This is a genomic window from Kitasatospora sp. MAA19, assembly GCF_029894125.1.
Lineage (GTDB): Bacteria > Actinomycetota > Actinomycetes > Streptomycetales > Streptomycetaceae > Kitasatospora.
Genome location: NZ_JARXYZ010000002.1, coordinates 499,228 through 514,002, shown reverse-complemented (window position 1 = coordinate 514,002; position 14,775 = coordinate 499,228). Strand labels below are relative to the sequence as shown.

Genomic DNA, 14,775 nt, shown 5'->3' with positions numbered 1-14,775 from the left:
GCCTGTCCCGGGTCGCCGGCCGACCCGTCCGCCGGCCCTCCGTCCGAAGAGGGCCGGCGGTCGTCCTCAGGTCCGCTTGCGGAAGCGGGCGACGGCGAGCGGGGCGAAGATCGCGGTGCAGGCCGCCGACCAGACCAGCACGACCATCACCGGGTGGGCCAGCGGCCCCTCGCCGTTGAGCAGGGAGCGGGAGGCGTCGGCGAGCGCCGACAGCGGGTTGACCTTGGTGAAGGTCTGCAGCCAGCCCGGCATGGTGTTGGTCGGCGCGAAGATCGAGCTGCCGAACTGCAACGGCATCAGGACCAGCATGGCCACGCCCTGGACGGCCTGGGCGCTGCGCAGCGCCATGCCCAGCAGCATCGAGACCCAGACGACCGACATGCCGAACACCAGCGACAGGCCGACGGCGGCCACGACCTCCAGCGGTCCGGTCTTCACCTCGAAGCCGATGCACAGCGCGAAGCCGATCAGGATCACGAAGGAGAGCAGCGCCCGGCAGGTCTCGGCGGCCATCTTGGAGAGCAGGACGGAGGCCCGGCCGATCGGCAGGGTCCGGAAGCGGTCCATCACCCCGGTCTGGAAGTCGCTGTTCAGGCCGGTGCCGACGGCCATCGCGAGGGTGAGCCCGGTCTGCCCGAGCAGGCCGGGGATCATGTACTGCTTGTAGGCGTCCTGGTTGCCGGAGACGGCGCCGCCGAAGACGTAGACGAACAGCACCGTGAAGATGATCGGCATCAGTACGGCGTCGAACATCGACTCCGGGTCGGCCTTGATCCGCATCAGGTTGCGCCGGGTCAGCGCGCCGACGTGGCGGAAGGTGCCGGCCAGGCCGATCCGGGTGTCCTCCACCCGGGCCGGGGCGATGGTGGCGGTGGTCATGCGACGGGCTCCTTGGCGAGGCTGGGGGCGGCGTCCGCGGTGTCGGCGGGCTTGCCGGTGATGGCGAGGAAGACCTCGTCGAGGCTGGGGACCTTGGTGTCGATGCCGACGATCGCGAAGCCGCGGTTGCCGAGCACCCCGATGACGGTGGTCAGCTGCTCGTCGTCGGTGATCGGCACCGCGAGCAGGCCGGTGTCGGTGGAGACGGTGGCGCTGGTGATGCCGCGGTCGTGCAGGCAGCGGGCCATCTCGGGCAGCTCGGCCGGGTGGGCGGCGCGCACCTGCAGGGTCTGGCCGCCGACCTTGGCCTTGAGCTCGGCCACGCCGCCGTTGGCGATCACCCGGCCGCGGTCGATGACGGTCAGCTCGTCGGCGAGCTGCTCCGCCTCCTCCATGTACTGGGTGGTGAGCAGCACGGTGCTGCCCTCGGCGACCATCCGCTGGACCTCGTCCCAGACCTCGTTGCGGGTGCGCGGGTCCAGGCCGGTGGTGGGCTCGTCCAGGTACAGCACCCGGGGGCGGCCGATCATGCTGGCGGCCAGGTCGAGGCGGCGGCGCATGCCGCCGGAGTAGGTCTTGGCGGGCCGCTTGGCGGCCTCGGTGAGCGAGAAGCGCTCCAGGAGCTCGGCGGCCCGGGCCTTGGCGTCGCGGCTGGAGAGGTCGAGCAGCCGGCCGATCAGGTAGAGGTTCTCGTAGCCGGAGAGGAGTTCGTCGACGGAGGCGTACTGGCCGGTGAGGCCGATCGTGCGGCGCAGCTGCTTGGGCTGGCGCAGGACGTCGTAGCCGCCGACGAACGCGGTGCCGGCGTCCGGCTTGATCAGCGTGGACAGGACCCGGACCAGGGTGGTCTTGCCCGCGCCGTTGGGGCCGAGCACGCCGAGCACGGTGCCCTCGCGGACGGTGAGGTCGACCCCGTCGAGGGCCTTGGTGGAGCCGTAGTGCTTGACGATGCCGCGGACTTCGACGGCGTTGCCCGCGGTGGTCCCCCGGTCGTTCGGGGCGGTGGCGATTCGTGTCATGCCCTCAGGCTGTCCGGCCGGGCTGTCAGCGGGCTGTCACCGCGACGGCTGGCCCGGCGCCGCACCGTCAGACCGCTGTCATCGGGGGAGCGCGCATGACAGCGGCCCCGCTCCCGGGGTGGGGGAGCGGGGCCGTCCGGGGGCGTCAGTGGAAGCTGTGCTCCGCCGCCGGGAAGGCGCCGCCGCGGACGTCCTCGGCGAAGGCGCGGGCGGCGTCGCCGAGGACGGTCCGCAGGTCGGCGTACTGCTTGACGAACTTGGGCACCCGGCCCGCCGTCATGCCGGCCATGTCGGTCCAGACCAGGACCTGGGCGTCGGTGTCGGGCCCGCCGCCGATGCCGACGGTCGGGATCGCCAGCTGCTCGGTGACCTGGGCGGCCAGCTCGGCCGGCACCGCCTCCAGCACGACCGAGAAGGCGCCCGCCTGCTGGACGGCCTTGGCGTCGCGCAGCAGCTGGTGCGCCGCCTCGTCGCCGCGGCCCTGGACCGGGTAGCCGCCGAAGGCGTGCACGGACTGCGGGGTGAGGCCGATGTGCGCCATCGCCGGGACGCCGGCCTCGACCAGCAGCTCGATCGAGCGGGCGCTGCGCTCCCCGCCCTCCAGCTTGACCGCGCCGACCCCGGCCTCCTTCATCAGCCGGGCCGCGTTGTGCATGGCCTGCGCGGGGGACTCCTGGTACGAGCCGAACGGCAGGTCGGCGACGATCATTGCGCGCTTGGTGCCGCGGACGACGGCGGCGGAAAGCATCACCATCTGATCCATGGTCACCGGCACGGTGGTCTCGTAGCCGAGGTGGCAGTTGCCGGCGGAGTCGCCGACCAGCAGGACGGGGATGCCGGCCTCGTCGAACACCCCGGCGGTGAGGGCGTCGTAGGCGGTGAGCATCGACCACTTCTCGCCGCGCTGCTTGGCGGCGGCGAGGTCGCGGACGGTGACGCGGCGGCTGGTGACCCCGCCGTAGAGGGTGGCGGTCGTCGCCTGGTTCTGGGCAGGCGAAGGCGAAGAAGCGTTCATCGAACGGACTCCTGAAAGGTTGTCGTCTCGTGGCGCCGTGCGGCGTCCCCGGATCACCTCCATGCTTGCACGCCCCGGCGTGAGCGCAAAGAGGCGTGCAGGTGACCGGGTGCGATCTGCGGCACACCGGCGGCTCGATCCGCGGCGCGCGGGTCGGTTGGGGAACAGGTCGGGGACCGGGCGGGCTTTGCCGCGTTTTTACGAAACGGAGTCGTCTCGTATCGTAATGCGCGCTACTCTGGTGCGGGGGGTTACGAGACGACCATGGCTCGGAATTGCCCGCCAGTGCCACACCATCACGGACGGGAAGACCAATGACCACCGCAGCCGCGCCACCTCGTGTGCCGGAAGCCATCCACCGTCGGCGCTGGGCGATCCTCTGCACCCTGGTGCTCGCCCTGCTCGTCGTCGTCCTCGACAACTCGATCCTCAACGTCGCGATGAAGACCATCGCGACCCCCGCGCCGGTCGGCCTCGGCGCCAGCCAGAGCGACCTGGAATGGTCGATCAACTCCTACACCCTGGTGTTCGCCGGGCTGCTCTTCACCTCCGGCCTGCTCGGCGACCGCTTCGGCCGCAAGCGCGCGCTGCTGGGCGGCATGGTGGTCTTCGGCATCGCCTCGCTGCTCTCCGCGCTGGCCGCCTCGCCCGGTGAACTCGTCGGCTACCGCGCCCTGATGGGCGTCGGCGCCGCGCTCGCGATGCCCGCCACGCTGGCCATCATCATGAACGTCTTCGAGCGCTCCGAGCAGCCCAAGGCGATCGGGATCTGGGCCGGCGCGGTCGGCCTGGCCATCGCCATCGGCCCGATCACCGGCGGCCTGCTGATCGAGCACTTCTGGTGGGGCTCGGTCTTCCTGGTCAACGTCCCGATCGTGATCGTCGCGGTGATCGCGATGGTGATCCTGGTGCCCGAGTCCAAGGACCCGAACCCGGGCAAGCTCGACCCGATAGGCGTGCTGCTGTCGATCATCGGCCTGGTCGCGCTGATCTACGGCATCATCAAGGGCGGCGAGCTGGCCGACTTCACCGCCGCCGAGGCCTGGGTGCCGACCCTGGTCGGCCTGCTGGCCCTGGTCGCCTTCGTCTGGTTCGAGGGCCGCACCCGCTTCCCCGCGCTGGACATCAGCTGGTTCCGGAACAAGGTGTTCAGCGCCTCCGTCGTGGTCGTCGGCGTGGTCTTCTTCGCGCTGATGGGCGTCTCGTTCTTCGGCGTCTTCTACATCCAGAGCGTGCGCGGCTACAGCGCGCTCCAGGCGGGCGTGCTGATGCTGCCGCTGGCCGCCGCCCAGTTGCTGTTCGCCCCGCGGGCCCGGCTGGTGGTCGACCGCTTCGGCGTCGCCGCCACCGCCGCCGTCGGCATGCTGCTGATCGCGGTCGGCTTCGTCGGCTACACCCTGCTGACCGTCAGCACGCCGATCTGGGTGCTGGTCGTGCTCGGCCTGCTGATGGGCACCGGCATGGCGCACGTCATGCCGCCGGTCACCGTCGCGATCATGGCCTCGCTGCCCCGCGAGAAGGCCGGCGCGGGCTCGGCCGTGAACAACACCTTCCGCCAGGTCGGCGGCTCGCTCGGCGTCGCCGTGCTCGGCGCGGTGCTCTCCACCGTCTACCGCGACGGCATGACCGACACGCTGAACCAGCTGCCCGACGAACTGCGCGGCAAGGCCGGCGAGTCGCTGGAGGCCACCCTGGCCATCGCCGAGCGGATGGGCCCCAAGGGCGCCGCGCTGATCGGCCCGGCCGACGACGCCTTCATCAGCGCCATGCATGTGGTGGCCTCGCTCTCCGCCGGCATCACGGTGGTCGGCGCGCTGATCGCCTGGTTCCTGCTGCCGCGCCGCTCGGCCGCCCCCGGTGGTCCGGCCGGGAAGGCCTCCGAGCAGCCCGGTCAGAGCCGCGAGGCCGTGGCCGCGGACGCCTGACCCGCGACCGCGCTGAGCGACAATGGCCCTGTCACCCGGGTGATCCCCGTGTGGCAGGGCCACGCTCCGGAGCGGCGGACCACCACCCGGCCCGGCCCACGGACCACCATCGGAAACCGAACGGCGCCCGCGCGCCACGCGGACAGCGAGGGAGAACAGCGGGGATGAAGACGGACAGCCCGGTCGCCGGGACCGGACAACCCTGCGCCACCGCACGCCGCGGCCGACCGCGCAGCGAGGCCGCCGAGCAGGCCATCCTCGCCGCCGTCGAGGACCTGATGGCGGGCGGCACCACGCTGTCCGAGCTCACCATCGAGGGCATCGCCACCGCCGCCGGCGTCGGCAAGGCCACCATCTACCGGCGCTGGCCCAACAAGGAGGCCCTGCTGGTCGACGTGGTCAGCCGGCTGGAGGTCCCGATGCCCACGGCCACCGGCGGCACCGCCCGGGACGACCTGATCGAGATGATCGACTACATGCGCCGGCGCGGCCTCGCCAAGCGCTCCCGCTGGGTGCTCAAGGCCGCCTTCGGCCAGATGCAGGGCCTGCCCGAGCTGTACAACGCCTACCGCGAACGGGTGATCAAGCCGCGCCGGGAGGCGGCGCTCGCCCTGGTCCGCCGCGCCGTGGACGAGGGCGTGCTCCGCTCCGACCTCGACGTCGACCTGCTCGGCGACATGCTGATGGGTCCGATCCTGTACCGCAGCATCCTCACGGACGACTCCGACCTGGAGGACCCGGAGCTGGCCCGGCGGATGGTCGACTCCCTGCTCGAAGGCCTCGCACCGCCCGTGGCCCGCTGCCCCGGCCACTGAAGCCCGCGCCCGAACCTCCGGTCGGCACCGCCCGGCGTGGTCTGGCTCACCAAACCGGGCCACGCCGGAACCCGCTCCCGGGGCCCCGCGTCTGTCCCGGCATAGGCTGAGCCGGGTATCCGACCAAACCGGCACCAGTCCGGCACCCCGCCCGTAACCGCACGGGCCGGACACCGGACCGGCGACGGCACGAACGACGGGAGCCACGGATGACGCAGGCGGACAGGACCGACCGGAGCACGGCCGGGCCCTGGGGCGAGGAGAGCGCCCCGGCCCCCGCGGGCCGTCCCGGAGGCTTCCTGGGCCTGCGGCACTGGGGCCGGGACGGCCGCGGCGCCACCACCTGGCGGCGCGGACTGGTGCTCGCGGTGCTGGCCGCGCTCACCGCCGCGTCGATGGCCTTCCACGCCGAGGTCCCCAACAGCGTCGGCAACCTCGGCAGCCTGCTGGAGACCTTCCTGCCCGGGCTGGGCCTGGCCGTCCCGGTGCTGCTGGTCCCCGCGCTGCTGCGCCGCTCGGCCACCGCGCTGATCGCCCTGCTGCTGCCGGTCGCGGTCTGGCTCAACCTGTTCGGCGGCCTGCTCACCGACAAGAGCGGCGGCTCCGGCGACTGGACGGTGGTCAGCCACAACGTCGCCGCCGCCAACACCGACGTGCCGGGCACCGTCCGGGGGCTGGTGGCCTCCGGCGCCCAGATCGTCGCCCTCCAGGAACTGGCCGGCAAGCCGCTGCGCGGCTACGAGAGCGGGCTCGCCGAGGCGTACCCGTACCACGCGGTGGAGGGGACGGTCGGCCTCTGGTCGAAGTACCCGATCGGCGGAGTCTCGCCGGTGGACCTCAAGATGGGCTGGACCAGGGCGTTCCGGGCCGAGGTCACCACCCCGCAGGGCCCGGTCGCGGTGTACGTCGCGCACCTGCCGTCGGTGCGGCTGAAGGCCGAGGGCGGCTTCACCGTCGACCAGCGGGACGTCAGCGCGCAGGCGCTCGGCGACGCGATCCAGGCAGAGCAGCTGAAGAAGGTCCTGCTGCTCGGCGACCTCAACGGCACCATGAACGACCGCAGCCTGGCGCCAGTCACCTCGCAGATGCGCTCGGCCCAGGGCGCCGCCGGGGACGGCTTCGGCTTCAGCTGGCCGTCGAGCTTCCCGATGGCCCGGATCGACCAGATCATGAGCAAGGGCGGGCTCAAGCCGGTGGACTCCCGGACCCTGCCCCGGGACGGCAGCGACCACCTCGCGGTGGCCGCCACCTACCGGTACTCCTCGTGACGGTCAGCCGCGGCGCCAGCGGTTGGTGATCGGCAGGCGGCGGTCTCGGCCGAAGTTCTTGACCGAGATCTTCGGGCCCGGCGGGTACTGCCGCCGCTTGTACTCGGCGGTGTCGACCAGCCGGACCACCCGGTCCACCACGGCCGGGTCGAAGCCGGCCGCGACGATCGCGTCCCGCCCCTCGTCGCCCTCGATGTAGCGGGCCAGCACGCTGTCCAGCAGGTCGTAGTCGGGCAGCGAGTCGCTGTCCTTCTGGTCCGGCCGCAGCTCGGCGGACGGCGGCTTGGAGATGGTGTTCTCCGGGATCGGCGCCACCTCGCCGCGCCGCTGGGCCTCCTCGTTGCGCCAGTGGGCCAGCCGGAAGATCAGCGACTTGTAGACGTCCTTGATCGGCCCGAACGCGCCCACCGAGTCGCCGTAGAGGGTCGAGTAGCCGACGGCCAGCTCGCTCTTGTTGCCGGGCGCGAGCACGATGTGCCCCTCCTGGTTGGAGATCGCCATCAGCAGGGTGCCGCGCAGCCGGGACTGCAGGTTCTCCTCGGCCAGGCCGGTCAGCTCGGTGGCGCCCATGTACGCGTCGAACATCGGGGCGATGGAGACGGTCCGGAAGTGCAGGCCGGTCCGGCGGGCCAGCTCGGCCGCGTCGTCCCGGGAGTGCTGCGAGGAGTAGCGGCTGGGCATCGAGACGCAGTACACGTTCTCGGCGCCGATCGCGTCCACCGCGATGGCGGCCACCAGCGCCGAGTCGATGCCGCCGGAGAGGCCGATCAGCACCGACCTGAAGCCGTTCTTGGCGACGTACGCCCGGGTGCCGGCGACCAGCGCGGCCCAGATCTCGGCCTCGTCGGACAGCCGCGGCGCGACCTCGGCGGCCGCCGCCGAGGCGGGCGCGGCCTGCGGCTCGCCGCCCAGGTCGGTGCGGACCAGGTGCAGCCCGTCGCTCAGCAGCAGGCCGTCGGTGTGGTCGCTGCCGGCGGCCGGCAGGTCGAGGTCCAGCACCAGCAGGTGCTCCTCGAACTGCGGCGAGCGGGCCAGCACCTCACCGTCCGCGCCGACCACGATCGAGTCGCCGTCGAAGACCAGCTCGTCCTGGCCGCCGACCATGTTGACGTAGGCCAGCGGGCAGCCGGCCTCGGCGGCCCGGCGCCGCACCAGCTCCAGCCGCTGGTCGTCCTTGTTCCGCTCGTACGGCGAGCCGTTGATCACCAGCAGCAGCCCGGCCTCGGCCTCGCGGGCCGCGGTGACCCGGCCGCCGTCCTGCCAGATGTCCTCGCAGATGGCCAGCGCGACGTCCACCCCGTGCAGCCGCAGCACCGGCAGCTGGTCGCCCGGGACGAACCAGCGGTACTCGTCGAACACGCCGTAGTTGGGCAGGTGGTGCTTGGCGAAGCGGGTCACCACCTCGCCCCGGTGCAGCACGGCGGCGCAGTTCTGCGGTGAGCCGGCCGGGCGGCCGAACCGCGGCGAGGCGTGCTCCGAGCGCCCGAGGTAGCCGACCACCACCGGCACCCCGCCCAATCCGTCGGCGTCCAGCCGCCCGGCCAGCTCGACCAGCGCGCCACGGGAGGCCTCGACGAAGGAGCGGCGCAGGGCGAGGTCCTCGACCGGGTAGCCGGTCAGGGCCATCTCGGGGAAGGCGACCAGCTGGGCGCCGGCCTCCACGGCCTGCTTGGTCCAGCGCACCACCTCATCGCTGTTGCGGGCGATGTCACCGACCCAGGGGTCGATCTGGCTCAGGGCGAGACGGAGATTGGGCATGCCCCCGAGTGTAATCGTCGATCTGACGCAATGTGCTGCCCGGGGGGTCGGGCCGGGCCCGGCACTGCCGTCCCGGGCGATGATCGGCCATGATGGGGTCAGTCGCTTTCGGGGGTCTTCCGGGCGTAACACAAGCGTAAAGAGCAGAGGTGAGACTGTCCCCATGGGCAAGCAGCAGCAGTTCGTGCTTCGGACGCTTGAGGAGCGTGACATCCGGTTCGTCCGGCTGTGGTTCACCGACGTGCTCGGGTTCCTGAAGTCGGTCGCGGTGGCGCCGGCCGAACTGGAGCAGGCCTTCGAGGAGGGCATCGGCTTCGACGGCTCGGCGATCGAGGGCTTCGCCCGGGTGTACGAATCCGACATGATCGCCAAGCCGGACCCGACCACCTTCCAGATCCTGCCGTGGCGCTCGGAGACCCCGGGCACCGCCCGGATGTTCTGCGACATCCTGATGCCCGACGGCTCGCCCTCCTACGCCGACCCCCGGTTCGTGCTCAAGCGCACCCTGGAGAAGGCCTCCGGCCAGGGCTTCACCTTCTACACCCATCCCGAGATCGAGTTCTTCCTGCTGAAGAACCTGCCCGGCGACGGCACCCCGCCGATCCCGGCCGACCAGTCCGGCTACTTCGACCACACCCCGCGCGGGGTCGGCCACGACTTCCGCCGCCAGGCCATCACCATGCTGGAGTCGATGGGCATCTCGGTGGAGTTCTCCCACCACGAGGGCGCCCCCGGCCAGCAGGAGATCGACCTGCGTTACGCCGACGCGCTGTCCACCGCCGACAACATCATGACCTTCCGCCTGGTCATGAAGGAGGTCGCGCTGGAGCAGGGCGTGCACGCCAGCTTCATGCCCAAGCCCTTCTCCGACCACCCCGGCTCCGGCATGCACACCCACCTGTCGCTGTTCGAGGGCGACCGCAACGCCTTCCACGAGTCCGGCGCCGAGTACCAGCTGTCCAAGGTCGGCCGCTCCTTCATCGCCGGCCTGCTCAAGCACGCCGCCGAGACCGCCGCCGTCACCAACCAGTGGGTGAACTCCTACAAGCGCATCTGGGGCGGCTCCCAGCGCACCGCCGGCGCCGGCGGCGAGGCCCCGTCCTACATCTGCTGGGGCCACAACAACCGCTCGGCGCTGATCCGGGTGCCGATGTACAAGCCCGGCAAGCAGGGCTCCACCCGGGTCGAGGTCCGCTCCCTGGACACCGGCTGCAACCCCTACCTCGCCTACGCCGTCACCCTCGCGGCCGGCCTCAAGGGCATCGAGGAGGGCTACGAGCTCCCGCCCGGCGCCGACGACGACGTCTGGGCCCTGTCCGACTCCGAGCGCCGCGCGCTCGGCATCCAGCCGATGCCGCAGAACCTCGGCGAGGCGATCGACCTGATGCAGCGCAGCGAACTCGTCGCCGAAACCCTCGGCGAGCACGTCTTCGACTTCTTCCTGCGCAACAAGCGCCAGGAGTGGGAGGAGTACCGCTCCGAGGTGACGCCGTTCGAGCTGCGCAAGAACCTCCAGGTGCTGTGAGCGCTTGACGGCTTCTCAAACGGCTTCGGGCCCGTTGTCGTTCGACCGGATGACAGCGGGCCCTCCGGTGGGGTGGATCGTCTCGCCACGGCGGAATGCGATGACCTGGCCTCGGCGCCCGGCGGGTGGATCCGTCCGCCGGTCGTGTCCGCCGGTCGTGTCCGCCGGTCGTGTCCGCCGGTCGTGTCCGGCGCCGGACCGCCAGGGCGCGTAACCTGCTGGGGCGGACGGACGGAGGGGCGATGGCGGTGGAGGAACAGCGGGCCGGGAGCCGGGTCAGCCGGCCGGAGAACAGGCTGGTCCGGCGCGGGTTCACCGACCCGGCGCAGGCGGTGCGGCTGCTGGCCGGGCCCGGCCTGGAAGGCCTGGCCGAGGACCCCGTGCTGCTGGACGCGCTCGGCGCCACCGCCGACCCCGACCTCGCCCTGCTCGGCCTGGCCCGGCTGCTGGAGGCCGCCGACGAGGCCGAGCGGCACACCCTGCGCGACACCCTCACCACCTCCAAGCCGCTGCGCGACCGGCTGCTCGGCGTGCTCGGCGTCTCCACCGCGCTCGCCGACCACCTGGCCCGGCACCCGCACGACTGGCACGTGCTGGTCACCTTCGAGCTGCGCGACATGCACCCCGGCCCGGAGGACTTCCGCCGCGCGCTCGCCGAGGGCGTCCAGGGCAGCGGCCAGGCGGGCGGCCGCAGCCCGGCGGACGCGCTGCGCATCGCCTACCGCCGCTGCCTGCTCGCCATCGCCGCCCGCGACCTGACCGGCACCGCCGACCTCGCGCAGACCGCCGCCGAACTCGCCGACCTGGCCGGCGCCACCCTGCAGACCGCCCTGGACCTCGCCGCCGAGCAGGACCCGGACGCCGCCCGGGCCTGCCGGCTCGCCGTGATCGGGATGGGCAAGTGCGGCGGCCGCGAACTCAACTACGTCTCGGACGTGGACGTCATCTTCGTCGCCGAGCCGCACGAGGGCGTGGACGAGCACGAGGCCGTCAAGGCCGCCACCCGGCTCGCCGCCCTCCTCACCCGGCTCTGCTCGGACACCACCGGCGAGGGCACCATCTGGCCGGTGGACGCCAACCTGCGCCCCGAGGGCCGCAACGGCCCGCTGGTGCGCACCCTGGCCAGCCACCTCGCCTACTACCAGCGCTGGGCCAAGACCTGGGAGTTCCAGGCGCTGCTCAAGGCCCGCCCGGTCGCCGGGGACGCCGACCTCGGCGCCGCCTACGTCGAGGCGCTGGCCCCGATGGTCTGGCAGGCCGCCGCCCGGGACAACTTCGTCACCGACGTGCAGCAGATGCGCCGCCGGGTGATCGACTCGATCCCGGCCACCGAACTGGACCGCCAGCTCAAGCTCGGCCCGGGCGGGCTGCGCGACGTCGAGTTCTCCGTCCAGCTGCTCCAGCTGGTGCACGGCCGCACCGACCCGGCGCTGCGCAGCGGCAACACCCTGGAGGCGCTGGCCGCGCTCTCCCGCGGCGGGTACGTCGGCCGGGCGGACGCCGTCTCGCTGGACACCGCCTACCGCTTCCTGCGCTCGCTGGAGCACCGGATCCAGCTGTACCGGCTGCGCCGCACCCACCTGATGCCCACCGGCGCCGAGGACCTGCGCCGGCTGGCCCGCTCGCTGGCCGCGCTGATCAACGACGACACCCGCTCCGACCCGGTGGCCGCCCTGCAGCGCGAGTGGAAGCGGCACGCGGTGGAGGTCCGGCGGCTGCACGAGAAGCTGTTCTACCGCCCGCTGCTCGACGCCGTCGCCGAACTGCCGCCGGGCGCCGCCGGGTTGACCCCGGACGCGGCCCGGGCCCGGCTGGAGGCACTGGGCTACGCGGACCCGGCCGCCGCGCTGCGCCACCTCAGCGCGCTCGCCTCCGGGGTGAGCCGCAAGGCCGCGATCCAGCGCACCCTGCTGCCGGTGCTGCTCGGCTGGTTCGCGGACTCGGCCGACCCGGACGCCGGGCTGCTCAACTTCCGCCAGGTCTCCGACGCGCTCGGCCGCACCCCCTGGTACCTGCGGCTGCTGCGCGACGAGAGCGCCGCGGCCGAGCAGTTGGCCCGGGTGCTGTCGGCCGGCCGGCTCGCCCCCGACCTGCTGCTGCGCGCCCCCGAGGCGGTCGCCATGCTGGGCGATCCGCAGGGCCTGGCGCCGCGCGGCCGGCCCGCCCTGGAGCAGGAGATACTGGCCGCCGTCGGCCGGGCCGGGTCCACCGCCGCGGCCGTCGCCGCCGCCCGCTCGGTGCGCCGCCGGGAGCTGTTCCGGACCGCCGCCGCGGACGTCCTCGGCCGGCTCGACGAGGACCCGGCCGAGGCGCTGGACACGGCGGGGGAGGCGCTGACCGCGCTCAACGCCGCCACCCTGCAGGGCGCGCTGCGGGCCTGCGTGGCCGGCTGGGAGGCCGAGCACGGGGACCTGCCGACCCGGATCGCGGTGATCGCGATGGGCCGGTTCGGCGGCCGCGAACTGGGCTACGGCTCGGACGCGGACGTGCTCTTCGTCCACGAGTCGCTGCTCGGCTCGCTGGAGCAGGACGCCGCCCGGGCCGCCCAGGCGGTCTGCCACGAGCTGCGGACCCTGCTCGGCGCGCCGTCCACCGAGCCGCCGCTGCTGGTCGACGCCGACCTGCGGCCGGAGGGGCGCAGCGGCCCGCTGGTGCGCACCCTGTCCTCGTACGCGGCGTACTACCGGCGCTGGTCGCACGCCTGGGAGAGCCAGGCGCTGCTGCGCGCCGATCCGGTGGCCGGGGACGAGGAGCTGGGCGCCCGGTTCCGGCAGCTGATCGACCCGCTTCGCTACCCGGGCGCCGGGGTGCCGGAGCGGGACCTGGTGGAGATCCGCCGGATCAAGGCGCGGATCGAGGCCGAGCGGCTGCCGCGCGGCGCCGACCCGACCACGCACACCAAGATCGGGCGTGGCGGGCTGGCCGACGTGGAGTGGACGGTGCAGCTGCTCCAGCTCCAGCACGGGCACGAGCTGCCGGCCCTGCGCACCACCCGGACCAGGGCCGCGCTGGCGGCCGCCGTCGAGGCCGGGCTGGTCGGGCGGGCGGACGCGGAGGTGCTGGACGCGGCCTGGGTGCTGGCCTCCCGGGTGCGCTCGGCGGTGATGCTGGTCCGTGGCCGGCCCGGCGACAGCTTCCCCGGGGAGGCCCGGGAGCTGGCCGGGGTGGCCCGCTACCTCGGGTACGGCGCCGGTCACAGCGGCGAGTTGGTGGACGACTACCGGCGGACCACCCGGCGGGCCCGGGCGGTGGTGGAGCGGCTCTTCTACGGCGGCTGAGCCGAGCACGCGAGAGGGGCCCCGACCGGGGCCCCTCTCGCGTGCTCCTTCGTCCTGCGGGCTAGCGCCGTGCGCTGCCGACCGCCTGTTCGCTCCACTGCTCGGGGACGGTGATCGGCTCCTCCACCGGCTCCCGGGCGGGCACCTGGGGCAGCTTGTAGACCCAGGAGTGGTACAGCCAGCGGGCGGCGAGGAAGCCCAGGGCCAGGCAGAGCTCGCCGACGACCGCGTCCATCCAGAAGTGGTTGGCGGTCGAGACGATGACCACCAGGGTGGCCGCCGGGTAGAGCAGTCCGAGCACCCTGACCCACGTCCGGCGGGCCAGGCAGAAGATGGCCAGCCCGCACCACATCGACCAGCCGATGTGCATCGAGGGCATCGCCGCGAACTGGTTGGAGACGTGCGCGGCGGGCCCGGAGGCCATCGAGCCCCAGGTGCCGTGGACCTTCACGGTGTCGATGAACCCGCCGTCGGTCATCAGCCGGGGCGGCGCCAGCGGGAAGCCGTAGAAGCCGACCAGGGCGATCCCGGTGGTGATGAACAGCACGGCGCGGGCCGCGGCGTAGCGGCCGGGGTGGCGGCGGTACAGCCAGATCAGCACGCCGATCGTCACGACGAAGTGCAGCGTCGCGTAGTAGTAGTTCATCCCGGTGATGAGCCACCCGATGCTGTCGACGCCGTGGTTGATCGAGCGCTCGACGGCGATGCCGAGGGAGTGTTCCAGGTCCCAGATCCAGCGCGCGTGCTTCTGGGCTATCGCTTCCTGTTCCGGGACGGCGTTGCGGACGATCGAGTAGATCCAGTAGCTGATCCCGATCAGGGCCAGTTCGAACCAGACCCTCGGTCGGGCCGGCGAGCGCCGCTGGTCGCGGATGCGGTCGCGCAGCGCGGCGGCGCGGGTCCGGGTGGCGCGGGTGGCTCCGTCGGGCAGGCGTTCCGAAGAGGCCGGCCGTGCTCCGGAACCGTCACCGTGCGCCGCCTCGGCACGCCTGGCGCGGCCTTGCTGGATCTCGGTCGGTTCCCCCATGGACGAGAAGTCTGCCAGACGTCCTGTCGCCGTCCGATCATCCCCTGGCAGTGGATTCTTCACCGGCTGTCCCCCTTGAGGGGTAGGGGGCGGCTCCCACCGGGGTAGGGGGTGCGGTCGAGTCTGGTGCTTACCGGTGGGACGGACATACGTCCCATTGTCATGCCGACCGCCTGAAGGGAGTAATCGGGGTGGCGGCACGGGCCGGAGGCCTGGATTTTCCCGGCACGAAACGGTTTCTGCATCTTGCTGAAACATATTGCAGG

General features: G+C 72.7%; 10 protein-coding genes. 5 read left to right on the top strand and 5 right to left on the bottom strand.

Going from position 1 to position 14,775, the window contains the following annotated elements; genetic code table 11:
* Positions 1-66: 66 nt before the first annotated feature.
* The 3 genes from P3T27_RS05350 to panB all read right to left on the bottom strand — a co-directional run bounded on the left by P3T27_RS05350 (position 67) and on the right by panB (position 2,913).
* Positions 67-879 carry an ABC transporter permease gene (locus tag P3T27_RS05350; protein WP_280674702.1) on the bottom strand — a complete coding sequence of 271 codons (813 nt, stop codon included), beginning with the start codon at positions 877-879 and terminating at the stop codon, positions 67-69.
* Positions 876-1,898: an ATP-binding cassette domain-containing protein gene (locus P3T27_RS05345; RefSeq protein ID WP_280674699.1), complete on the bottom strand. Its 1,023-nt coding sequence runs from the start codon at positions 1,896-1,898 to the stop codon at positions 876-878. Before P3T27_RS05345 ends, P3T27_RS05350 begins: the two co-directional genes overlap by 4 nt.
* A gap of 145 nt (positions 1,899-2,043) precedes the next feature.
* Positions 2,044-2,913: a 3-methyl-2-oxobutanoate hydroxymethyltransferase gene (gene panB / locus P3T27_RS05340; protein ID WP_280674697.1), complete on the bottom strand. Its 870-nt coding sequence runs from the start codon at positions 2,911-2,913 to the stop codon at positions 2,044-2,046.
* 314 nt (positions 2,914-3,227) lie between these two features.
* On the opposite strand from panB, the gene P3T27_RS05335 reads away from it, so the two are divergent.
* The 3 genes from P3T27_RS05335 to P3T27_RS05325 all read left to right on the top strand — a co-directional run bounded on the left by P3T27_RS05335 (position 3,228) and on the right by P3T27_RS05325 (position 6,921).
* Positions 3,228-4,838 carry a DHA2 family efflux MFS transporter permease subunit gene (locus P3T27_RS05335; RefSeq protein ID WP_280674695.1) on the top strand — a complete coding sequence of 537 codons (1,611 nt, stop codon included), beginning with the start codon at positions 3,228-3,230 and terminating at the stop codon, positions 4,836-4,838.
* Positions 4,839-5,002: 164 nt separating this feature from the next.
* Entirely contained in the window at positions 5,003-5,653 is a 651-nt protein-coding gene (locus tag P3T27_RS05330) for a TetR/AcrR family transcriptional regulator (protein ID WP_280674694.1), read from the top strand.
* A 209-nt stretch (positions 5,654-5,862) separates the two neighbouring features.
* Entirely contained in the window at positions 5,863-6,921 is a 1,059-nt protein-coding gene (locus tag P3T27_RS05325) for an endonuclease/exonuclease/phosphatase family protein (protein WP_280674692.1), read from the top strand.
* A 3-nt stretch (positions 6,922-6,924) separates the two neighbouring features.
* On the opposite strand, the gene P3T27_RS05320 is transcribed toward P3T27_RS05325, so the two are convergent.
* Positions 6,925-8,679 (bottom strand): NAD+ synthase, encoded by a 1,755-nt coding sequence (locus tag P3T27_RS05320; RefSeq protein ID WP_280674690.1) that lies wholly within the window; start codon positions 8,677-8,679, stop codon positions 6,925-6,927.
* 163 nt (positions 8,680-8,842) lie between these two features.
* Between P3T27_RS05320 and glnA the strand changes: the two genes are divergently transcribed.
* Positions 8,843-10,204 carry a type I glutamate--ammonia ligase gene (gene glnA / locus P3T27_RS05315; RefSeq protein ID WP_280674688.1) on the top strand — a complete coding sequence of 454 codons (1,362 nt, stop codon included), beginning with the start codon at positions 8,843-8,845 and terminating at the stop codon, positions 10,202-10,204.
* A 242-nt stretch (positions 10,205-10,446) separates the two neighbouring features.
* Positions 10,447-13,482 carry a bifunctional [glutamine synthetase] adenylyltransferase/[glutamine synthetase]-adenylyl-L-tyrosine phosphorylase gene (locus P3T27_RS05310; protein WP_280674686.1) on the top strand — a complete coding sequence of 1,012 codons (3,036 nt, stop codon included), beginning with the start codon at positions 10,447-10,449 and terminating at the stop codon, positions 13,480-13,482.
* A gap of 61 nt (positions 13,483-13,543) precedes the next feature.
* Here P3T27_RS05310 and P3T27_RS05305 read toward each other — a convergent pair whose 3' ends face one another.
* Positions 13,544-14,509 (bottom strand): phosphatase PAP2 family protein, encoded by a 966-nt coding sequence (locus tag P3T27_RS05305; RefSeq protein ID WP_280674684.1) that lies wholly within the window; start codon positions 14,507-14,509, stop codon positions 13,544-13,546.
* Positions 14,510-14,775: the final 266 nt, after the last annotated feature.